This is a genomic window from Escherichia sp. KTE114 (assembly GCF_000407765.1).
GTDB lineage: Bacteria > Pseudomonadota > Gammaproteobacteria > Enterobacterales > Enterobacteriaceae > Escherichia > Escherichia ruysiae.
This window is the reverse complement of the sequence record NZ_KE136626.1, coordinates 2,451,303-2,473,418: the sequence shown is the minus strand read 5'-3', so window position 1 is coordinate 2,473,418 and position 22,116 is coordinate 2,451,303. Positions and strand designations below refer to the sequence as shown.

Below are 22,116 nucleotides of genomic sequence, written 5' to 3'. Positions count from 1 at the left end.
ATCCATAAAAAACCTTAATATACGCCACCCTAAACATAACCAGCGTTAATGTAAGGTTTTTGTGTGGACTGGCTTCTTGATGTTTTTGCTACCTGGCTCTACGGCTTAAAAGTAATCGCGATAACGTTAGCGGTCATAATGTTCATCAGCGGGCTGGACGATTTTTTTATTGATGTCGTCTACTGGGTACGCCGCATTAAGCGCAAGTTGAGTGTTTATCGCCACTACCCGCGAATGAGTTACCGCGAACTGTATAAGCCGGATGAAAAACCCTTAGCGATTATGGTTCCGGCGTGGAATGAAACTGGCGTCATCGGCAATATGGCCGAGCTGGCGGCAACCACGCTCGACTACGAAAACTATCATATCTTTGTCGGCACTTACCCCAACGACCCCGATACTCAGCGTGATGTTGACGAAGTGTGCGCTCGCTTTCCGAATGTGCACAAGGTGGTCTGTGCGCGTCCTGGCCCCACCAGTAAAGCCGACTGTCTGAACAATGTGCTGGACGCCATCACCCAGTTTGAGCGTAGCGCCAATTTCGCTTTTGCTGGTTTTATTCTGCATGATGCCGAAGACGTGATTTCACCGATGGAATTGCGTCTGTTCAACTATCTGGTCGAGCGTAAAGATCTGATTCAGATCCCGGTGTATCCGTTCGAACGCGAATGGACGCACTTCACCAGCATGACCTATATCGATGAGTTTTCAGAACTGCATGGCAAAGATGTTCCGGTGCGTGAAGCCCTCGCCGGACAAGTGCCCAGCGCAGGCGTCGGCACCTGTTTCAGCCGCCGCGCCGTGACCGCACTGTTAGCTGACGGTGACGGTATTGCTTTCGACGTGCAGAGTCTTACTGAAGATTACGACATTGGCTTCCGCCTGAAAGAAAAAGGTATGACGGAAATTTTTGTCCGTTTTCCGGTGGTGGACGAAGCCAAAGAGCGCGAACAGCGTAAATTTTTACAGCACGCGCGGACGTCAAACATGATCTGCGTGCGCGAATATTTCCCCGACACATTTTCAACTGCGGTTCGACAAAAATCTCGCTGGATCATCGGCATTGTTTTCCAGGGCTTTAAAACCCACAAATGGACCTCCAGTCTGACGCTGAACTACTTTCTCTGGCGCGACCGCAAAGGGGCAATCAGTAACTTTGTCAGCTTCCTCGCGATGCTGGTGATGCTCCAGCTTCTGCTGTTGATGGCGTATGAAAGTTTGTGCTCCGACGCCTGGCATTTTCTTTCTATTTTCAGCGGCAGCACATGGTTGATGACCCTGCTGTGGCTAAACTTTGGCTTGATGATCAACCGCATTGTGCAACGAGTGATTTTTGTCACCGGATACTACGGCCTGACGCAAGGCTTACTCTCCGTCCTGCGGCTATTCTGGGGCAACCTGATTAATTTTATGGCCAACTGGCGCGCGTTGAAACAGGTTCTTCAGCACGGCGACCCGCGTCGCGTGGCATGGGATAAAACGACGCATGATTTCCCCAGCGTGACTGGCGATACCCGTTCGTTGCGCCCGTTAGGTCAAATCCTGCTGGAAAATCAGGTCATCACTGAAGAGCAACTCGATACAGCACTGCGTAATCGTGTTGAAGGTCTACGCCTCGGCGGTTCGATGCTGATGCAGGGATTGATTAGCGCCGAGCAACTGGCGCAGGCACTGGCGGAGCAAAACGGCGTGGCGTGGGAATCGATCGATGCCTGGCAGATCCCTTCCTCGCTGATTGCCGAAATGCCTGCGTCCGTGGCGCTACATTATGCGGTGCTGCCGCTACGTCTGGAAAATGATGAGTTAATTGTCGGCAGCGAAGATGGTATCGATCCGGTTTCACTGGCGGCTCTGACACGTAAGGTCGGACGCAAGGTGCGTTACGTCATTGTTCTGCGCGGGCAAATCGTCACCGGTTTACGTCACTGGTATGCGCGTCGTCGCGGTTATGACCCACGAGCAATGTTGCACAATGCGGTTCAGCAGCAATGGCTCACTGAACAGCAGGCCAGCGACATCTGGCAGCAATATGTACCGCATCAGTTCCTGTTCGCCGAAATACTGACCACGCTCGGCCATATTAATCGTTCTGCAATTAACGTGTTGTTATTGCGCCATGAACGCAGCTCACTGCCGCTCGGTAAATTTTTGGTCACCGAAGGCGTTATTAGCCAGGAAACGCTGGATCGCGTCCTGACAATTCAACGCGAATTACAAGTTTCGATGCAATCATTATTACTCAAAGCAGGTTTAACCACAGAACAGGTTGCGGAGCTGGAGTCCGAAAATGAAGGAAAATAACCTTAATCGCGTCATCGGATGGTCTGGTTTACTGCTGACGTCTTTATTGAGTACCAGCGCACTCGCAGACAATATCGGCACCAGCGCAGAAGAGCTGGGGCTGAGCGACTATCGCCATTTTGTTATTTATCCCCGTCTCGATAAGGCGCTGAAGGCACAGAAAAATAACGACGAAAAAACCGCCATCCGCGAATTTGAATATATTCATCAGCAGGTGCCGGATAATATTCCGTTGACGTTATATCTGGCAGAAGCCTATCGCCATTTTGGTCATGATGATCGCGCGCGGCTGTTGCTTGAGGATCAACTAAAACGTCATCCTGGCGATGCCCGCCTTGAACGCAATCTCGCGGCAATTCCAGTAGAAGTCAAAACCGTTAATACCGTTGAAGAACTGCTGGCTCAGCAAAAGGCGTGCGATGCTGTGCCGACCCTGCGTTGTCGCAGTGAAGTCGGGCAGAATGCCCTGCGCCTGGCACAGTTACCTGTCGCCAGAGCGCAACTGAACGATGCAACGTTTGCCGCATCGCCGGAAGGAAAAACGTTGCGTACCGATCTGCTGCAACGGGCAATCTACCTGAAACAATGGTCCCAGGCAGATACGCTATACAATGAAGCACGCCAGCAGAATACATTAAGCGCGGCAGAGCGCCGCCAGTGGTTTGATGTGCTTCTTACCGGGCAATTGGATGATCGGATCCTGGCGCTGCAATCAGTGGGGATCTTCACCGATCCACAGTCGTATATTACTTACGCGACCTCTCTGGCTTATCGTGGCGAAAAAGCACGTCTCCAGCGTTATCTCGCTGAAAATAAGCCGCTGTTTACCTCGGACACACAAGAGAAAAGCTGGCTCTATCTGTTATCAAAATACAGTGACAACCCGGTGCAAGCGTTGGCGAATCACACGGTACAGTTTGCCGATAACCGCCAGTATGTTGTTGGCGCGACGCTACCGGTGCTGTTAAAAGAAGGTCAGTACGACGCAGCGCAAAAACTGCTCGCTACCCTTCCCGCCAATGAAATGCTTGAGGAGCGTTATGCCGTCAGCGTGGCGACTCGTAACAAGGCTGAAGCTCTGCGTCTGGCGCGGTTGCTGTATCAGCAAGAACCGGCAAATCTTACCCGTCTGGATCAACTGACCTGGCAACTGATACAGAACGGACAGTCACGCGAAGCTGCCGATTTGTTGCTGCAACGCTACCCCTTCCAGGGAGATACAACCGTCAGTCATACTTTAATGGCGCGACTGGCTTCGCTGTTGGAAAAGCATCCTTACCTGGCGACCCCGGCAAAAGTGGCGATTTTATCGAAACCCTTGCCGCTGGCGGAGCAGCGTCAGTGGCAAAGCCAGTTACCGGGGATTGCAGATAATTGCCCGGTGATAGTCCGCTTGCTGGGCGATATGTCGCCTTCCTACGATGCTGCGGCCTGGAACCGTCTGGCGAAGTGTTATCGGGACACGCTACCCGGCGTGGCGTTGTATGCCTGGCTTCAGGCAGAACAACGACAACCGAACGCGTGGCAACATCGCGCGGTGGCTTATCAGGCATACCAGGTGGAAGACTACAACACCGCACTGGCGGCCTGGCAGAAAATCAGCCTTCACGACATGAGCAATGAAGATCTACTTGCTGCCGCCAATACCGCTCAGGCGGCAGGAAATGGCGCGGCTCGCGATCGCTGGCTTCAGCAGGCAGAACAACGCGGGCTGGGAAACAATGCGCTGTACTGGTGGCTACATGCGCAACGTTATATTCCCGGTCAACCGGAACTCGCACTGAACGATCTCACACGCTCAATTAACATTGCACCTTCTGCTAACGCTTACGTTGCGCGGGCGACGATTTATCGCCAACGTCATGATGTCTCTGCGGCGGTGAGCGATTTGCGCGCCGCTCTGGAACTGGAACCCAATAACAGCAACACCCAGGCGGCGCTCGGTTACGCCTTGTGGGATAGCGGTGATATCGCGCAATCGCGGGAAATGCTGGAACAGGCGCATAAAGGATTGCCGGACGATCCAGCACTGATCCGACAACTGGCCTACGTGAACCAGCGTCTGGATGATATGCCTGCAACACAACAGTACGCCCGGCTGGTAATTGATGATATTGATAACCAGGCGCTAATAACCCCACTGACGCCAGAGCAAAATCAGCAACGTTTCAATTTCCGCCGTCTGCATGAAGATGTCGGTCGCCGCTGGACGTTCAGTTTCGATTCTTCCATCGGCTTGCGTTCCGGGGCGATGAGTACCGCTAACAACAATGTTGGCGGCGCTGCGCCAGGGAAAAGTTATCGTAGCTACGCGCAACTGGAAGCCGAGTACCGCATCGGGCGCAATATGCTGCTGGAAGGCGACCTGCTTTCGGTTTACAGCCGTGTATTTGCCGATACCGGAGAAAACGGTGTAGCAATGCCGGTGAAAAATCCGATGTCCGGCACCGGCCTGCGCTGGAAGCCCCTGCGCGACCAAATCTTTTTCCTCGCCGTTGAACAGCAGTTGCCGCTGAACGGGCAAAATGGCGCCTCCGATACCATGCTGCGCGCCAGTGCCTCGTTCTTTAACGGCGGCAAATACAGCGACGAGTGGCACCCGAACGGTTCAGGCTGGTTTGCCCAAAACCTGTATCTCGATGCGGCGCAATATGTCCGCCAGGATATTCAGGCGTGGACGGCAGATTATCGCGTGAGCTGGCATCAGAAGGTGGCGAACGGACAAACCATTGAGCCTTACGCTCACGTTCAGGACAACGGCTATCGTGATAAAGGCACTCAGGGCGCGCAGCTTGGCGGTGTTGGCGTGCGCTGGAATATCTGGACCGGCGAGACGCACTATGATGCCTGGCCGCACAAAGTCAGTCTCGGCGTCGAATATCAGCATACCTTTAAGGCGATTAATCAACGTAGCGGGGAGCGCAACAACGCGTTTCTCACCATTGGAGTGCACTGGTAAATGCGTAAGTTAATTTTCGTAATGCTGACACTGCTGCTGGTCAGCCCTTTTTCCTTTGCGATGAAAGGTATCATCTGGCAACCGCAAAATCGTGACAGTCAGGTCACCGACGCCCAGTGGCAGGGGCTGATGAGCCAGTTACGTTTGCAGGGCTTCGATACTCTGGTTTTGCAATGGACCCGTTACGGCGATGCATTCACCCAGCCAGAAGAGCGTGCATTATTGTTCAGACGTGCAGCGGCAGCGCAGCACGCTGGCCTGAAGCTGATTGTTGGCCTGAATGCCGATCCGGAATTTTTTATGCATCAGAAGCAGTCATCTGTGGCGCTGGAAAGCTATCTTAATCGCCTGCTGGCGGCCGATCTCCAGCAAGCCAGATTATGGAGCGCCGCACCGGGCGTAACGCCGGATGGCTGGTACATCAGTGCGGAAATTGACGATTTGAACTGGCGCAGCGAAGCCGCCCGCCAGCCATTGCTGAAATGGTTAAATAATACTCAGCGACTGCTTAGTGATGTTTTGGCAAAACCGATTTATGTCAGTAGTTTTTTCGCCGGAAACATGTCGCCCGATGGCTATCGCCAACTGCTGGAACAAGTTAAAGCAACCAGCGTTAATGTCTGGGTACAGGATGGCAGCGGCGTGGATAAACTCACCGCCGGGCAGCGCGAACGTTATCTGCAAGCCAGTGCAGATTGCCAGATTGCCTCGCCCGCCAGCGGCATTGTTTATGAATTGTTTGTCGCGGGCAAAGGTAAAACGTTTGAAGCTAAACCAAAACCAGATGCGGAGATCGCCTCACTATTAGCAAAACGCGCCTCCTGCGGCAAGGACTTGCTCTATTTCTCCCTGCGCTATTTGCCCGTCGCGCGTGGCATCCTCGAATATTAATTGTTTAAGGGAGCAACTTTGCTTGCTCCCTTCCTTTTCACTTTCCTAATCAGAATCCTGTTTGTATTAATTGTTTAGCAGATTCTCTTTTTTCAACGCATTTTATGCGTCTCGGTTTTGCCCCACTACGACCTGCATAGCCAATAAGAAGATAGCAGTGACACAAATAACCGGTGCAGCCACTACTCAGAGGCATTATATAATCATATTCATGCCACTATATAACCTGTAAATAAGAACAATTATTCATTGATTGTATTAACATCAGTATATTCCTTTACACAGGAATAAACCCTTTTATTTAACAAACAAAGAGAGTTAATGATGAGTAAAATTACAGGCGTTTTAGTTGACAACCATATCTATGATATTAACAATGATATGAAGAATGGTTACCATTTTCCTAACTGCTTGTTTCCAGGTGCCACCTTTAAGATGGTTATTGATAATGACCCAGTTAATAATGGCAAAGTAAAATGGAGCTGTAGCACTGATGCAGACAATAATGTTCTGGCGGTCAGTCAAGATGGCACAGTGACTTTTCCTGGCGTTGACGAAAAGTGTATTGGGAAGATTTTTGCTATTTTCGCCACTGATAAATCAACGAACAAAGTTGCCGGTATTTATATTTTTACTGTTAAGCGTTTCTTTAAATACAGTATTGAAACTTATGATTCAATTCAAAAGATTTTACCATGGATTGAGAGCATGAACGGAGAATTTCCTGAAGCACAGGATATCGATAGTTACGATTATAATGATCATAATTCAGGTCATATTATCTCGCGAGAAGTTAACGCAGGTCTTTACCAGGAGTGGGGCAATGTAGCTAATAGTGGATGGAATACAAATAATGAGATTGGCGGTATTTGTAGAATTTACGCTTTTAATAAAGAAAATAATACTTATTATTGGCTGAAAAATGATGGAGTCAGACAGGTATTGAGCGGGGGAGACACCGCTCAGGCAGTCGCATCCTACGGTGAATCGATCAACTGATTGTGCTTTTTGTCCACTATCATTTGTATTATTACAGCGTAAACATTCACTGAAATTATAAAATTAAACTTACGCATAACCACCCGTTCAGCGGGTGGTTCTCATTTTATCAGCGATGTGTACGAAGGTTAAAAATAAACAAACTTAATATTTCATTTTTATTTTTCTATAAACTATCAACTCTCGATATCAAATACCCACCTATACCGCCAATATCCGTTTCATCACAAAATACTGGTGGCATTTCTCACCGAAAACTTTATTGCTACTGTTCAAAACGCAAATGTGGTAATCCCCCTGCTCCACTTGCCAAAAAAAATTTACCCGCACTATAAAAAAGCAGCCCGTATAAACATACGGGCTGCCATATTTCACTCGATTCAAAAGAAATTATTTTTAATGTGGTGCGCTTCGTGACAATAAGTTAATTACCAACACTCCGGCACAAATCAACATCATGCCTATAATGGCTGGCAGATCCAACCGTTGGCCGAAAAATCCCCAGGACAGTAAACTAATCAGGACGATACCGACTCCTGACCAGATAGCATAAGCAATCCCTGTAGGAATATAAGCCAGCGTCTGAGCTAATAACCAGAATGATGCACAGTAACAAATAATTGTACCAACAGAGGGCCATAACCGTGTAAAACCCTCTGAAAACTTCATTAAGGTTGTACCAATGACCTCTGCAAGTATTGCGCCACCAAGATAAATATAAGGGTTCATAGCATATTCTTTCCTGTTAATACCGAAGAGAATTGTACTACAGTTTGAACTTAACTCACCGGATTCATTCTGGTGCATTCATTGATGTTCTTCATCAGTGCTTCAGGAAATGGGCGGATGGGAATCCATAGAAATGGTGCATAGATATACTCACCTTGCACCTAATCATTTGACGAAGCACGCAAGGAAAACAGACGACATCTTTGGGATGATGCCCCACTGTGAAATTATGGAGGAAATAAAGAAGGCGTAACTAATTGAATTTTAATGGCGCGCCCTGCAGGATTCGAACCTGCGGCCCACGACTTAGAAGGTCGTTGCTCTATCCAACTGAGCTAAGGGCGCATTGATACCACAATGTGTGTGTAGTCGCGTGAATTATACGGTCAACCCTTGCTGAGTCAATGGCTTTTGAACCGGTTGCTGAACAAGTGTACGACCGCATCTGATTTACCTCGCTACAGCGGCAAACCAACGACGGTTATCATTATCGCCAGGTACAGAAGGTTTTACTTTTCAGAAAACGAAAACTGACAGCGCGCCACGCTTCTGACAAAATAGACGCATCCCCTTCGACCTACGTAACAGATGGAATCCTCTCTCTGATGGCAGCAAAGATTATTGACGGTAAAACGATTGCGCAGCAGGTGCGCTCTGAAGTTGCTCAAAAAGTTCAGGCGCGCGTTGCGGCCGGACTGCGAGCGCCAGGACTGGCCGTTGTGCTGGTGGGTAGCAACCCTGCATCGCAAATTTATGTCGCAAGCAAACGCAAGGCTTGTGAAGAAGTCGGGTTCGTCTCCCGCTCCTATGACCTCCCGGAAACCACCACTGAAGCAGAACTGCTTGAGCTTATCGATGCACTGAACGCCGACAACACCATTGACGGCATTCTGGTGCAGTTGCCGCTTCCGGCGGGAATTGACTACATCAAAGTGCTGGAACGTATTCACCCGGACAAAGACGTAGACGGTTTCCATCCTTATAACGTCGGTCGTCTGTGCCAGCGCGCGCCGCGTCTGCGTCCTTGCACTCCGCGCGGTATCGTCACGCTGCTTGAGCGTTACAACATTGATACCTTTGGTCTTAATGCTGTGGTGATTGGCGCATCAAATATCGTCGGTCGCCCGATGAGCATGGAACTGCTGCTGGCAGGTTGCACCACCACCGTGACTCACCGCTTCACCAAAAATCTGCGTCATCACGTAGAAAATGCCGATCTGTTGATCGTTGCCGTCGGCAAGCCGGGCTTTATTCCAGGTGACTGGATCAAAGAAGGCGCAATTGTGATTGATGTCGGCATCAACCGTCTGGAAAATGGCAAAGTTGTGGGCGACGTAGTGTTTGAAGAAGCGGCTAAGCGCGCTTCTTACATTACGCCCGTTCCCGGCGGCGTTGGCCCGATGACGGTTGCCACGCTGATTGAAAACACGCTACAGGCGTGCGTTGAATATCATGATCCACAGGGTGAGTAACATGGCGACATTTTCTTTAGGTAAACATCCGCACGTTGAGCTGTGCGACTTGCTGAAACTGGAAGGCTGGAGCGAAAGCGGCGCGCAGGCGAAAATCGTGATCGCCGAAGGTCAGGTGAAAGTCGACGGCGCGGTTGAAACGCGCAAACGTTGCAAAATCGTCGCCGGTCAGACAGTGAGTTTTGCAGGTCACAGCGTACAGGTTGTTGCCTGATCCCACTTCGGCCTGCCCGTATGCAGGCCGATTCTCTTTTCAGACCTTTGCCCTCTTCGTCGCTTTCATCCATGCTGATAGCGTCGATATTTTGCCGAAGCGATCATCATGCCAACCGTTATTACTCACGCCGCCGTTCCCCTTTGTATTGGTTTAGGGTTGGGGTCGAAAATCATCCCACCGCGTCTGTTATTTGCCGGAATCGTCCTGGCGATGCTGCCAGATGCCGACGTCTTGTCGTTTAAATTTGGCGTTGCTTACGGCAATGTTTTTGGTCATCGCGGGTTTACCCATTCGCTGGTGTTTGCGTTTGTTGTCCCGCTGTTATGTGTGCTGATTGGACGCCGATGGTTCAGGGCTGGGCTGATTCGCTGCTGGCTGTTTTTAACCGTCTCGTTGCTATCGCACAGCTTGCTGGATTCGGTAACCACTGGCGGTAAAGGGGTTGGTTGGCTGTGGCCGTGGTCAGATGAACGCTTTTTCGCTCCCTGGCAGGTGATTAAAGTCGCGCCGTTTGCATTGTCTCGTTACACCACGCCGTACGGGCATCAGGTGATTATTTCTGAATTGATGTGGGTATGGTTGCCGGGGATGGTGCTAATGGGAATGTTATGGTGGAGCAGGCGTAAATTGCGCTGAACGTATCCTCTCCCTTGCGGGAGAGGATAAGAGTGAGGGTGTTACTTACGACGCCAGGTGGTGCCTTGCGGACCATCTTCCAGCACGATCCCCATCTCGTTAAGACGGTCACGCGCCGCATCTGCCGCCGCCCAGTCTTTCGCTTTACGGGCATCCAGACGCTGTTGAATTAACGCTTCAATCTCAGCCACTTCGCTGTCGTCTGCCTGCGCGCCGCTTTGCAGGAACGCTTCCGGTTCTTGCTCCAGCAGACCCAGCACGGCAGAAAGTTTACGCAGATGAGACGCCATTGCGTTCGCCGCTGCCATATCTTCTGCTTTCAGGCGGTTCACTTCACGCGCCATATCAAACAGTACGGAATAGGCTTCCGGGGTGTTGAAATCGTCGTCCATCGCTTCAATAAAGCGCGCTTCAAACGCTTCGCCACCGGCAGGCGCAACGGTTTTATCTGTGCCGCGCAGCGCAGTGTAGAGACGCTCCAGCGCCGCACGCGCCTGCTTCAGGTTCTCTTCGCTGTAGTTCAGCTGGCTGCGATAGTGACCAGACATCAGGAAGTAACGCACGGTCTCCGCGTCGTAGTATTTCAGCACATCGCGCACAGTGAAGAAGTTACCCAGCGATTTCGACATCTTCTCGCGGTCAACCATCACCATGCCGGAGTGCATCCAGTAGTTCACATACTGGCCATCATGCGCACAGGTGGACTGAGCGATTTCGTTCTCGTGGTGCGGGAACATCAGGTCAGAACCGCCGCCATGGATATCAAAGTGGTTACCCAACTGTTTGCAGTTCATTGCTGAACACTCAATGTGCCAGCCTGGACGACCCGCGCCCCACGGAGACGGCCAGCTCGGTTCGCCCTCTTTCGACATCTTCCACAGAACGAAGTCCATCGGGTTGCGTTTGTCGTCGACCACGTCAACGCGCGCCCCTGCCTGCAACTGGTCGAGATCCTGACGCGACAGCACGCCATAAGTCGGATCGGTCGGTACGTCGAACATCACGTCGCCGTTGTCCGCCACATAAGCGTGACCTTTGGCGATCAGTTGTTCAGTGAGTTCAATAATTTCTGCGATATGGTGCGTCGCGCGCGGCTCCATATCCGGGCGCAGAATGTTCAAAGCATCAAAATCTTTGTGCATTTCGGCGATCATGCGATCCACCAGCGCCACAAAGCTTTCGCCATTTTCATTGGCGCGCTTGATGATTTTATCGTCGATATCGGTAATGTTGCGCACATACTTCAGCTTGTAGCCGAGGAAACGTAGGTAGCGTGCAACCACGTCAAAGGCAACAAAGGTACGCCCGTGACCGATATGACAGAGGTCGTAAACGGTGATTCCACACACGTACATGCCGACTTCCCCGGCGTGAATAGGCTTAAATTCCTCTTTTTGGCGTGTCAGAGTATTGAAGATTTTTAGCATCGAAGATTCCGTTTAGACATGTGTGGGTAATTGAGTTGCGTATAATACCCATATTTCCCGCGCGATTCAGCATACATTGCGAGATGATCCGATCGTGCGGTTATGCTATAACACCACCCTATATATGACCCGAACCGGGTTGAAGCACCAATCAAACGGAACAGGATGCAAAAATGGTTACTTTCCACACCAATCACGGCGATATTGTCATCAAAACTTTTGACGATAAAGCACCTGAAACAGTTAAAAACTTCCTGGACTACTGCCGCGAAGGTTTTTACAACAACACCATTTTCCACCGTGTTATCAACGGCTTTATGATTCAGGGCGGCGGTTTTGAACCGGGCATGAAACAAAAAGCCACCAAAGAACCGATCAAAAACGAAGCCAACAACGGTCTGAAAAATACCCGTGGTACGCTGGCAATGGCCCGTACTCAGGCTCCGCACTCTGCAACTGCACAGTTCTTCATCAACGTGGTTGATAACGACTTCCTGAACTTCTCTGGCGAAAGCCTGCAAGGTTGGGGCTACTGCGTGTTTGCTGAAGTGGTTGAAGGCATGGACGTGGTAGACAAAATCAAAGGTGTTGCAACCGGTCGTAGCGGTATGCACCAGGACGTGCCAAAAGAAGACGTTATCATTGAAAGCGTGACCGTTAGCGAGTAATCGTGGCGACACTCTTTATTGCAGATCTTCATCTCTGCGTGGAAGAACCGGTGATCACCGCCGGTTTTCTGCGTTTTTTAGCGGGGGAAGCCCGCAATGCCGACGCGCTGTATATTCTTGGCGATCTGTTTGAAGCATGGATTGGCGACGACGATCCCAACCCACTCCATCGCCAGATGGCGGCAGCAATCAAAGCGGTATCCGATTCCGGCGTTCCCTGTTATTTCATTCATGGCAACCGTGATTTTCTGCTCGGCAAACGCTTTGCCCGTGAAAGCGGCATGACGTTATTGCCGGAAGAAAAGGTGCTCGAACTTTATGGTCGTCGGGTGCTGATTATGCATGGCGACACGCTGTGCACCGATGATGCGGGTTATCAGGCTTTTCGCGCCAAAGTCCACAAACCCTGGCTGCAAACACTGTTCCTCGCCCTGCCGTTGTTTGTGCGCAAACGCATTGCCGCGCGAATGCGAGCGAACAGCAAAGAAGCCAACAGCAGTAAATCGCTGGCGATCATGGACGTTAACCAAAACGCGGTGGTCAGTGCAATGGAAAAAAACCAGGTGCAATGGCTGATCCACGGGCATACCCATCGCCCGGTAGTCCATGAACTCATCGCCAATAAGCAACCTGCTTTCCGCGTCGTGCTGGGTGCCTGGCATACCGAAGGTTCGATGGTGAAAGTCACGGCGGATGACGTTGAGCTAATCCGTTTTCCGTTTTAAAAACGCGCAAGTTTGCTGATTTCACAACCACGCAACCGTTTTCCTTGCTCTCTTTCCGTGCTATTCTCTGTGCCCTCTAAAGCCGAGAGTTGTGCACCACAGGAGTTTTTAGACGCATGTCTTCCCGCAATAATCCGGCGCGTGTCGCCATCGTGATGGGGTCCAAAAGCGACTGGGCTACCATGCAGTTCGCCGCCGAAATCTTCGAAATCCTGAATGTCCCGCACCACGTTGAAGTGGTTTCTGCTCACCGCACCCCCGATAAACTGTTCAGCTTCGCCGAAAGCGCCGAAGAAAGCGGTTATCAGGTGATTATTGCGGGCGCAGGCGGCGCAGCGCATCTGCCAGGCATGATTGCCGCCAAAACGCTGGTGCCAGTGCTGGGCGTGCCAGTACAGAGCGCCGCACTGAGCGGTGTCGATAGTCTCTACTCCATCGTACAAATGCCGCGTGGCATTCCGGTGGGTACGCTGGCGATTGGTAAAGCGGGCGCGGCAAACGCGGCGTTACTGGCAGCACAAATTCTTGCGACTCACGATAAAGAACTACACCAGCGTCTGAATGACTGGCGCAAAGCTCAGACCGACGAAGTGCTGGAAAACCCGGATCCGCGAGGTGCGGCATGAAACAGGTTTGCGTGCTCGGTAACGGGCAGTTAGGCCGAATGCTGCGTCAGGCAGGCGAACCGTTAGGCATTGCTGTCTGGCCGGTCGGACTGGACGCTGAACCGGCGGCGGTGCCTTTTCAACAAAGCGTGATTACCGCTGAGATCGAACGCTGGCCGGAAACCGCATTAACCCGCGAGCTGGCGCGCCATCCGGCCTTTGTGAACCGCGATGTGTTCCCGATTATTGCCGACCGTCTGACTCAGAAGCAGCTTTTCGATAAGCTCCACCTGCCGACCGCACCGTGGCAATTACTTGCTAATCGCAGCGAGTGGCCTGTGGTGTTTGATCGTTTAGGTGAGCTGGCGATTGTTAAACGCCGCACTGGTGGCTATGACGGACGCGGTCAATGGCGTTTACGCGCCGATGAAACCGAACAGTTACCGGCTGAATGCTACGGCGAATGTATTGTCGAGCAGGGCATAAACTTCTCTGGTGAAGTGTCGCTGGTTGGCGCGCGCGGCTTTGATGGCAGCACCGTGTTTTATCCGCTGACGCATAACCTGCATCAGGACGGTATTTTGCGCACCAGCGTCGCTTTTCCGCAGGCCAATGCGCAGCAGCAAGCGCAAGCCGAAGAGATGCTGTCGGCGATTATGCAGGAGCTGGGCTATGTGGGCGTGATGGCGATGGAGTGTTTTGTCACCCCGCAAGGTCTGTTGATCAACGAACTGGCACCGCGTGTGCATAACAGCGGTCACTGGACGCAAAACGGCGCCAGCATCAGCCAGTTTGAGCTGCATCTGCGGGCGATTACCGATCTGCCGTTACCGCAACCGGTAGTGAATAGTCCGTCGGTGATGATCAACCTGATTGGTAGCGATGTGAATTATGACTGGCTGAAACTGCCGCTGGTGCATCTGCACTGGTACGACAAAGAAGTCCGTCCGGGGCGTAAAGTGGGCCATCTGAATTTAACTGACAGCGACACATCGCGTCTGACCGCGACGCTGGAAGCCTTAATCCCGCTGCTGCCGCCGGAGTATGCCAGCGGCGTGATTTGGGCGCAGAGCAAGTTCAGTTAATCAGGTACTCATTTTCTTGCCGGATGCGGCGTGAACGCCTTATCTGGCCTACCGATCCGTTACCCATCGTAGGCCTGATAAGACGCGTCAAGCGTCGCATCAGGCACAAATGTCTACTGCCTACGACTACAGCGAAATACAGGTCCCCGCCTCGCCCGTCAGCGTCTCTTCAATTCGCGATAACGCCCCAATCCACGCGGGTTTGCCACGGCTTCTGACATAACCACTCACCGCTGTCACCTTCGGCCCCATCGAACCATCGGCTTTGGCAAATGGAGCTAACTCATCCGGTGTGGCATGGCGAATGGCACGTTGCTGCGGCGTTCCCCAGTTTTCATATACCGCATCAGCATCGGTGAGGATCACCAGTCCATCGGCATTAATCTGCTCGGCGAGCAACGCAGCGGCGAGATCTTTATCAATCACCGCTTCACTCCCTGCCCCGTCTTCCGTCACAGGCACGCCGCCGCCACCGCTGCAAATCACCACATGCCCCTCTTTGAGCAACAACTCGATGGCTTCGCTGTCGAGAATTTTACGCGGTTGCGGAGACGCCACCACCCGGCGTAAATATTTACCATCACGTTTCATCTGCCAGCCGTAAGCCGCTTCCAGTGCCTTTTGTTCTTCTGGCTGATAAACCGGACCGATAAACTTCTCTGGCTGCAAAAACGCCGGATCATCCGGCGAAACCTCAATGCGCGTCAACACCGTCGTCACAGGCGGCATTTGCGGCTGCGCGCGCAAACTTTGCGCCAGCATATAGCCAATCATCCCCTGACTTTCCGCCACCAGCACATCCAGCGGATACGGCGCCACCTCTTTCCATGCCAGATTCTGTAACGCCAGCAGCCCCACCTGCGGCCCGTTGCCGTGAACAATCGCCAGCCGATAAGAACGCGCCAGGCGCGCCAGCGCAGGTACAGCACTGGCGATATTGCGATATTGATTTTCTGCCGTCAGCGCCTCACCGCGCTGAAGCAAGGCATTGCCCCCAAGAGCTACAACCAGTGTTTTCATGGTTTTCCTTGTAATAATTGTTGGCCAAGCCAGAACCCCAGCAACGTATCTGCCCCTGACGTATGCCCGAGTGCCAACAGCGAATCAATCGCAACAGCGGTACGTTTCGGGCAACTCAGAGCATGAACAAAGTGCAGGAGTGGCGAGGAAAAATATCCTTGTGCGGCGTAGCGCAAATAACTGACGCTCACCGCTGTGGTAACGAGTTGAAGATTGTCGGAACAGGCAAAAAACGGGCGACCGGAGCGCAAATCTAAAGCGCCATAATACCAGGCCGCCAGTAGCATTCCCGTCAGCGTGTCATCATGACTCGGCGTTAATCCGGGGCCTTTACCCAGCCAGTGCCGCCAGTCGGTCTTAACGCCATTGAGCGCGGTCTGAAAACAGTGGCGAAACTGGCGTAATTCAGCGGGCAGCGGATCGCTTACCGCCATCGCCAGTGGTCCAAAAAGCCCGGTTTCCTCCGCACGTTGCATCCATGCAACTGCAAGCGGTTGAGGATGCGCAGGCGGCGTAATACGCAGCAAACAATAACGCTGTGGCTGTTTAACCGTGAAACGCCCGAGGCGAATCCCTTGAGCCACAACCTGCGGTTGTTCATTGCCGCCTAACTCGCCGCGTAACGCATCGAATTGCTCGCTGCGAAGCACCCATCCTCCGGGGCCAAAACCACTTCCCTGACGATGCAGCGTTAACAGTTCGCCGCTTTCCGTCATCAGATTAATCGCCCGCCGCCAGACGCCCGCTAACCGCCAGCACTGGCGATAGTCCGGTGCGCTACGGCTGGCAAGCAGTGGATGGATGATCGTCATTGCGCGTTCCTCAACCAATCCCCATGCTTTCAGCCAGTGCTTCCAGCGCCTGTTCAAAGCACGCCAGCGGCGCCCGCACGGTGCCTGCACCAATCTGCCCGATCCCCGCCTCTTTATGCGCGATTCCGGTATTGATGAGTGGCGTAATGCCGGTTTCTACCACGCGACGAATGTCCAGCCCCAGGCACGCGCCCTGGAAATCCCAGCCGGGGATCTGCAACTGCATATTGCGTTCAAGGAAGATTTCCGCCATCTCTTCAGAAACTGTCCTGGCAGCCTCCATACCACCCGCACCGACAAAGCGCGTTACGCCAGGGGCGGCGATCATTGCCGCTCCGCCAATACCAAAGGTTTCGGTAATCGCGCTATCGCCCATATCCGGGTTCGCCTGCTCCTGCGAGAAGCCGGTGAAAAACAGTCCCTGCGGGGTATTTACCGGCGCAGTAAACCAGCGGTCACCCAGCCCACTCACCCGAATCCCGAACATGTTGCCGTTGCGGGTCATTGCCGTGACGATGCTGCCCGCGCGGATCATCGCGCCTGCATCCATCGCCGCCTTGCAGTAGGCCATCGCAAGGTTGAGGAAGAACTGATCGGTCACGCTAAGGAAATCCATCACTTCGGCGATGTGCTGTTTATCGTGATCGAGGCGGGCAATTTGCGGCGCCAGCGCGCGCATCAGCAGTGCTGAAGTAGCAATATTGCGCTGATGGAACTCATCGCCCATCGTAATGCCCTGCGCCATCATCGCGGTGAGATCGATACCGCGCTCCATGCGCCCCAGCGCGGCGCTTAATACTGGCATTAACACATCGCGCATCCAGCGATGGCGAGTCAGGACATCTTCGCCGTAAGCGCCAAAACGCATCACTTTGCCGATACCTTCGTTGAGGTTGCAGTACGCCCGGTTGCCGTCGGTCACGTTCTCGACCACCAGCATCGGCATACTGGCAGAAGTAATGCCGCCCATTGGCCCGACGGCATTCACATGGTGACAAGGAATGAAGTTCACTTCCCCTTGTTCAAGCATTGCCAGCGCCTGCGCTTCATCTTTCGCCCAGCCTTCAAACAGACATGCCCCTACACACGCCCCTTTCATGGGGCCAGTCATCTCCTGCCAGCGCATCGGCGGCCCGGCGTGAAGCAGTGTTTTGCCCTGATTCAATTCGCTAATGAGTGAAGAAGCCGGTTGCACATCCAGCCAGTGTGGACGAGCGCGACGAATTTGTTCGATAACCGCAGCATTGGCTTGCGCCACTGATGTAAACATGGGAACCCCTTATTGCAAACGTTCTAATAAACGAGCCAGTTTTTTATTGCCGCCAGCGACTGGCGCCCATTGGTAATGCACGACCGGTTTGCTGGCGCCTTGTAGTTCCAGCGCAAAGCTGCGTAATCCGATGTTAATCACGGCGACGTTTTCCAGTAATGACGGTGTGTGTTGCTGTGTGGCAGGCGAAAGCGGATGAATCATTGCCGCCGCCAGCAAGGTGGCTTCCGGCAGCGAACTCACTACCGCAATCCCCGCATCTTCCAGCGTGGCAATTTGTTGCGAGCGGCATTGCGGGTCACGTTCAGTGCCTGTCACCGTGGCAATGGCGTACAGCGGTTGGTTGTCTGAACGCGCAGCACAGGCTTTCTGCCAGGCGCTTACCAGCGAGGCAGCAGGATCGGCGGTCGCGCCGAAGCCAATCACTACATCAAGCAGCAACACGCGCACGTGTGGTTTAGCGCCAAGCTCAGCAATTAATTGGTTGCGTAAGGTCGGGTCGATCATCGGATGGGGACGCCCGACGGTGTAGAAATCATCGCCCAGGTCAATGATCTGGTGACCATCAGCGTCCAGCATCATGCCGTGATGATGGGTATCGTCGGCTGCCACGCCAAGGTGCCCGGCAAGTAATCCCGCCGCTTCGGCAGCCAGCGTACCGCCGGTATACAAACCGCAAATAAATCCGCTGCTGGCAGGCGCTATCGCATTACGTCGCGCCGTAACGCGTGAAAGCAGGCAAGCCAGACGCGCGGCCTCATCCAGCGAGGAGGCAAACCAGATATTTTCGTCACGAGTCACCGCCGGGGTATAACCTAAAAACAGCGCCACAGTTGGGTTGCCGGTTGCTTTCATCGCGTTAACAATACGCAGGCGCACGGCTTCGGCAGGCGGTTTTGAGACAAACGCCAGCACTTCGCTTTTCGCGTCGGCACTTAACATTTCCAGCGCCGTCAGTGCACTGATGCCGCCCACTTCACGGCAGAGATCGCGCCCGCCAAGACCAATCGCGTGGGTAATTCCCTCACCTGCCAGCGCAATCTGCGAGCACAGTTCCTGAATCCCTGTACCAGAAGCGCCAATGACACCAATGTTGCCTTCCGGCATCACGTTAGCGAAAGCCAGCGGCGTGTCGGCAATCATCGACGTACCGCAGTCCGGCCCCATCACCAGCAAGCCTTTTTCCCGCGCGCGGGTTTTGAGTTGGATTTCATCTTCCAGCGTGACGTTGTCGGAGAACATCATCACGTTGAGGTTGCGATCCAGCGCCTGATTCGCCAGCTCTGCCGCGTACTCGCCAGCCACTGAAATCAGGCCAGATTGGCGTCGGGTAATTTCTGACAGGCACTGTCCCAGCGACGCACCTGCGTCAACGCCTGGCTGCTGCCCGTTCCCTGCGCCAGTTGTTTTAGCGCCTCTTCAAGCTGCTGCATAATCGCCTGCGCGATCCCCGCATCCGCCGCTTCGCTACGAATTGCCACGCAAATATCGTTCGGCGTGGCGTTATTAAAATCGTCATGCCAGAAACCTGTGGTATCTAATAACGCTTTATTGGCGGGCGTACCCATCATTACGGAAACATCATCAACATTTTCTGATTCGCTGAGTTTTCGTGAAATAATCATTAAACTGACCGAATCCTGAAAACACCCTTTTTTAATAAAGGCGTGGATCATAACAACCCCTTAAAAATTGCACCCATGGCAATTGCACGAGCAGTGTTAATGTGGCGATTACGGTATCGATGGACGGTGACAAATAAGGTGATGAATATCACACGGAGATTATTAGAAAAAGAATTCAAATAACTACCAGACTATTACTCATTATTTTTTAATAAGCGTGGTTGTTTTAAAAATCAGGTTAAAAGAAGGAAGATTATCAAATAAATTCTAACTATATTTTTTTGCCTGTCTGGATCACATAATCCAGATATTTTCCCTGTATGTTAATTGCAGTCATGCTTCACACCGTCGTTAAAAAGGAAGACAGATGAAAATCAGTCGGGAAACACTCCACCAGCTAATCGAGAATAAACTCTGCCAGGCTGGATTAAAACGTGAGCACGCTGCAACCGTGGCTGAAGTATTGGTTTATGCCGATGCCAGAGGGATCCACTCTCATGGCGCGGTGCGCGTGGAATACTACGCGGAACGCATCTCAAAAGGCGGCACCAACCGCGAACCGGAGTTTCGTCTTGAGGAAACCGGGCCGTGCTCGGCAATTTTACATGCCGACAATGCCGCCGGACAGGTCGCGGCGAAAATGGGTATGGAACATGCCATCAAAACCGCCCAGCAAAATGGCGTTGCGGTGGTCGGTATCAGCCGGATGGGTCACAGCGGCGCAATCTCTTATTTTGTGCAGCAGGCAGCCCGCGCCGGATTAATTGGCATTTCGATGTGCCAGTCCGATCCAATGGTGGTACCGTTTGGCGGCGCGGAAATTTACTACGGTACTAACCCACTGGCCTTTGCCGCGCCGGGAGAAGGCAACGAGATCCTTACCTTTGATATGGCGACTACCGTACAGGCATGGGGAAAAGTGCTCGACGCCCGCTCGCGTAATATGTCTATCCCGGATACCTGGGCGGTCGATAAAAACGGTGCACCAACAACCGATCCGTTCGCGGTACATGCTCTGCTCCCCGCCGCTGGGCCGAAAGGGTATGGCCTGATGATGATGATTGACGCCCTCTCAGGCGTCTTACTCGGCTTACCGTTCGGGCGACAGGTTAGTTCGATGTATGACGATTTACACGCCGGGCGTAATTTGGGGCAATTACATATAGTTATTAATCCGAACTTTTTCTCCTCCAGCGAATTATTCCGTCAACATCTTAGCCAGACCATGCGCGAATTAAATGCCATTACCCCCGCGCCCGGTTTTAATCAGGTTTATTATCCCGGACAGGATCAGGATATTAAACAACGCAAAGCCGCCGTCGAAGGCATCGAAATTGTTGATGATATTTACCAGTATTTAATTTCCGACGCGCTTTATAACACGTCATACGAAACGAAAAATCCCTTTGCGCAATAATTATTGAGACAGGACTTTCCTATGATTACACATTTTCGTCAAGCTATAGAAGAAACGCTGCCCTGGCTTTCCTCTTTTGGCGCTGACCCTACGGGTGGGATGACCCGTTTACTTTATTCGCCGGAATGGCTGGAAACCCAGCAGCAATTTAAAAAAAGAATGGCAGCAAGTGGGCTGGAAACACGTTTCGATGACGTGGGGAATTTATACGGTCGCCTGAGCGGCAGCGAATATCCACAGGAAGTGGTTCTGAGCGGTTCGCATATCGATACCGTGGTCAACGGCGGTAACCTCGACGGGCAATTTGGCGCGCTGGCGGCGTGGCTGGCAATTGACTGGCTGAAAACGCAATACGGCGCGCCGCTACGTACTGTCGAGGTGGTGGCGATGGCGGAAGAAGAAGGCAGCCGCTTCCCGTATGTCTTCTGGGGCAGTAAAAATATTTTTGGTCTGGCGAATCCCGACGACGTGCGGAATATCTGTGATGCCAAAGGAAATGGTTTTGTCGATGCGATGAAAGCTTGCGGATTTACTCTGCCAAACGCCCCACTAACTCCGCGTCAGGATATTAATGCCTTTGTCGAACTGCATATCGAACAGGGCTGTGTACTGGAAAGTAATGGTCAGTCAATTGGCGTGGTTAATGCTATTGTCGGGCAGCGCCGCTATACGGTGACGCTGAACGGCGAATCAAACCATGCAGGCACCACGCCGATGGGCTATCGTCGTGATACGGTTTACGCTTTCAGTCGCATTTGCCATCAATCGGTTGAAAAAGCGAAAAAGATGGGCGACCCACTGGTGCTGACCTTTGGCAAAGTGGAGCCGCGCCCAAATACGGTTAACGTAGTGCCGGGTAAAACCACGTTCACCATTGATTGTCGCCATACTGACGCTGCCGTGCTGCGCGATTTCACCCAACAGTTAGAAAACGACATGCGGGCGATTTGCGATGAAATGGACATTGGTATTGATATCGATTTATGGATGGACGAAGAACCGGTGCCGATGAACAAAGAGCTGGTCGCCACCCTGACGGAACTGTGTGAAACAGAAAAACTGAACTATCGGGTGATGCACAGTGGTGCCGGGCACGACGCGCAAATTTTCGCGCCTCGCGTACCAACCTGCATGATTTTTATCCCCAGCATTAACGGAATCAGCCATAACCCGGCGGAACGCACCAATATTAACGACCTTGCCGAAGGGGTCAAAACGTTGGCACTCATGCTTTATCAACTTGCCTGGCAGAAATAAG

The 22,116-nt window shown here is 52.4% G+C and carries 18 protein-coding genes, 1 tRNA gene and 2 pseudogenes; 14 read left to right on the top strand and 7 right to left on the bottom strand.

Annotation, left to right across the window (positions count from 1 at the left end):
- Positions 1-63: 63 nt before the first annotated feature.
- From nfrB to WC5_RS09355, 4 genes are all read left to right on the top strand, one after another.
- Positions 64-2,301: a cyclic di-3',5'-guanylate-activated glycosyltransferase NfrB gene (nfrB, locus tag WC5_RS09340; protein ID WP_000383892.1), complete on the top strand. Its 2,238-nt coding sequence runs from the start codon at positions 64-66 to the stop codon at positions 2,299-2,301.
- Complete coding sequence (gene nfrA / locus WC5_RS09345) at positions 2,288-5,260, top strand: bacteriophage adsorption protein NfrA (protein WP_010350298.1); 2,973 nt, start codon at positions 2,288-2,290, stop codon at positions 5,258-5,260. Before nfrB ends, nfrA begins: the two co-directional genes overlap by 14 nt.
- Complete coding sequence (locus WC5_RS09350) at positions 5,261-6,151, top strand: DUF4434 family protein (protein ID WP_001228562.1); 891 nt, start codon at positions 5,261-5,263, stop codon at positions 6,149-6,151. It abuts the gene before it with no gap.
- Positions 6,152-6,472: 321 nt separating this feature from the next.
- On the top strand, positions 6,473-7,150 hold the full coding sequence (locus tag WC5_RS09355; RefSeq protein ID WP_000987172.1) for a hypothetical protein: 678 nt from the start codon (positions 6,473-6,475) through the stop codon (positions 7,148-7,150).
- A gap of 396 nt (positions 7,151-7,546) precedes the next feature.
- On the opposite strand, the gene emrE is transcribed toward WC5_RS09355, so the two are convergent.
- Positions 7,547-7,879, bottom strand: coding sequence for a multidrug efflux SMR transporter EmrE (gene emrE, locus WC5_RS09360; protein WP_001070440.1), 333 nt, complete (start codon positions 7,877-7,879; stop codon positions 7,547-7,549).
- A 94-nt stretch (positions 7,880-7,973) separates the two neighbouring features.
- On the opposite strand from emrE, the pseudogene WC5_RS0122315 reads away from it, so the two are divergent.
- A pseudogene (locus WC5_RS0122315) lies at positions 7,974-8,132 on the top strand (integrase); the annotation flags it as partial.
- A gap of 15 nt (positions 8,133-8,147) precedes the next feature.
- Here WC5_RS0122315 and WC5_RS09365 read toward each other — a convergent pair.
- Positions 8,148-8,224 (bottom strand) — tRNA-Arg (locus WC5_RS09365).
- Positions 8,225-8,484: 260 nt separating this feature from the next.
- Between WC5_RS09365 and folD the strand changes: the two genes are divergently transcribed.
- The 3 genes from folD (at position 8,485) to WC5_RS09380 (ending at position 10,204) form a co-directional block, all read left to right on the top strand.
- Positions 8,485-9,351 carry a bifunctional methylenetetrahydrofolate dehydrogenase/methenyltetrahydrofolate cyclohydrolase FolD gene (folD, locus tag WC5_RS09370; RefSeq protein WP_000729175.1) on the top strand — a complete coding sequence of 289 codons (867 nt, stop codon included), beginning with the start codon at positions 8,485-8,487 and terminating at the stop codon, positions 9,349-9,351.
- 1 nt (position 9,352) lies between these two features.
- Positions 9,353-9,565: a ribosome-associated protein YbcJ gene (ybcJ, locus tag WC5_RS09375; RefSeq protein WP_000190295.1), complete on the top strand. Its 213-nt coding sequence runs from the start codon at positions 9,353-9,355 to the stop codon at positions 9,563-9,565.
- Between the two features lie 108 nt (positions 9,566-9,673).
- Positions 9,674-10,204: a metal-dependent hydrolase gene (locus WC5_RS09380; RefSeq protein WP_001143526.1), complete on the top strand. Its 531-nt coding sequence runs from the start codon at positions 9,674-9,676 to the stop codon at positions 10,202-10,204.
- Positions 10,205-10,245: 41 nt separating this feature from the next.
- Here WC5_RS09380 and cysS read toward each other — a convergent pair whose 3' ends face one another.
- Positions 10,246-11,631: a cysteine--tRNA ligase gene (gene cysS, locus WC5_RS09385; RefSeq protein ID WP_000912345.1), complete on the bottom strand. Its 1,386-nt coding sequence runs from the start codon at positions 11,629-11,631 to the stop codon at positions 10,246-10,248.
- A 173-nt stretch (positions 11,632-11,804) separates the two neighbouring features.
- Between cysS and ppiB the strand changes: the two genes are divergently transcribed.
- From ppiB to purK, 4 genes are all read left to right on the top strand, one after another.
- Complete coding sequence (gene ppiB / locus WC5_RS09390; RefSeq protein WP_000256002.1) at positions 11,805-12,299, top strand: peptidylprolyl isomerase B; 495 nt, start codon at positions 11,805-11,807, stop codon at positions 12,297-12,299.
- Between the two features lie 2 nt (positions 12,300-12,301).
- Entirely contained in the window at positions 12,302-13,024 is a 723-nt protein-coding gene (gene lpxH, locus WC5_RS09395; protein WP_000212272.1) for a UDP-2,3-diacylglucosamine diphosphatase, read from the top strand.
- A 116-nt stretch (positions 13,025-13,140) separates the two neighbouring features.
- A complete protein-coding gene (gene purE, locus WC5_RS09400) occupies positions 13,141-13,650 on the top strand; it encodes a 5-(carboxyamino)imidazole ribonucleotide mutase (protein WP_010349513.1) in 510 nt (169 codons plus the stop codon).
- Entirely contained in the window at positions 13,647-14,714 is a 1,068-nt protein-coding gene (gene purK, locus WC5_RS09405; protein ID WP_000815577.1) for a 5-(carboxyamino)imidazole ribonucleotide synthase, read from the top strand. The genes purE and purK overlap by 4 nt, the downstream gene beginning before the upstream one ends.
- A 126-nt stretch (positions 14,715-14,840) precedes the next feature.
- On the opposite strand, the gene WC5_RS09410 is transcribed toward purK, so the two are convergent.
- From WC5_RS09410 to WC5_RS0122305, 4 genes and pseudogenes are all read right to left on the bottom strand, one after another.
- Complete coding sequence (locus WC5_RS09410) at positions 14,841-15,734, bottom strand: carbamate kinase (RefSeq protein WP_016231618.1); 894 nt, start codon at positions 15,732-15,734, stop codon at positions 14,841-14,843.
- On the bottom strand, positions 15,731-16,546 hold the full coding sequence (locus tag WC5_RS09415) for an oxamate carbamoyltransferase subunit AllH family protein (protein ID WP_010349514.1): 816 nt from the start codon (positions 16,544-16,546) through the stop codon (positions 15,731-15,733). The genes WC5_RS09410 and WC5_RS09415 overlap by 4 nt, the downstream gene beginning before the upstream one ends.
- A gap of 10 nt (positions 16,547-16,556) precedes the next feature.
- The gene (locus WC5_RS09420; protein ID WP_000495411.1) at positions 16,557-17,816 is read right to left on the bottom strand and encodes a YlbE family protein; all 1,260 of its coding nucleotides are present in this window, start codon (positions 17,814-17,816) and stop codon (positions 16,557-16,559) included.
- Between the two features lie 9 nt (positions 17,817-17,825).
- Positions 17,826-19,492, bottom strand: a pseudogene (locus tag WC5_RS0122305) (acyl-CoA synthetase FdrA).
- A 316-nt stretch (positions 19,493-19,808) separates the two neighbouring features.
- Here WC5_RS0122305 and allD point away from each other — a divergent pair.
- Both allD and allC read left to right on the top strand, forming a co-directional pair.
- Positions 19,809-20,858 (top strand): ureidoglycolate dehydrogenase, encoded by a 1,050-nt coding sequence (gene allD, locus WC5_RS09425; protein ID WP_000703922.1) that lies wholly within the window; start codon positions 19,809-19,811, stop codon positions 20,856-20,858.
- A gap of 21 nt (positions 20,859-20,879) precedes the next feature.
- Positions 20,880-22,115, top strand: a complete 1,236-nt coding sequence (gene allC, locus WC5_RS09430) for an allantoate deiminase (RefSeq protein ID WP_010349517.1) — start codon at positions 20,880-20,882, stop codon at positions 22,113-22,115.
- Position 22,116 lies beyond the last annotated feature (1 nt).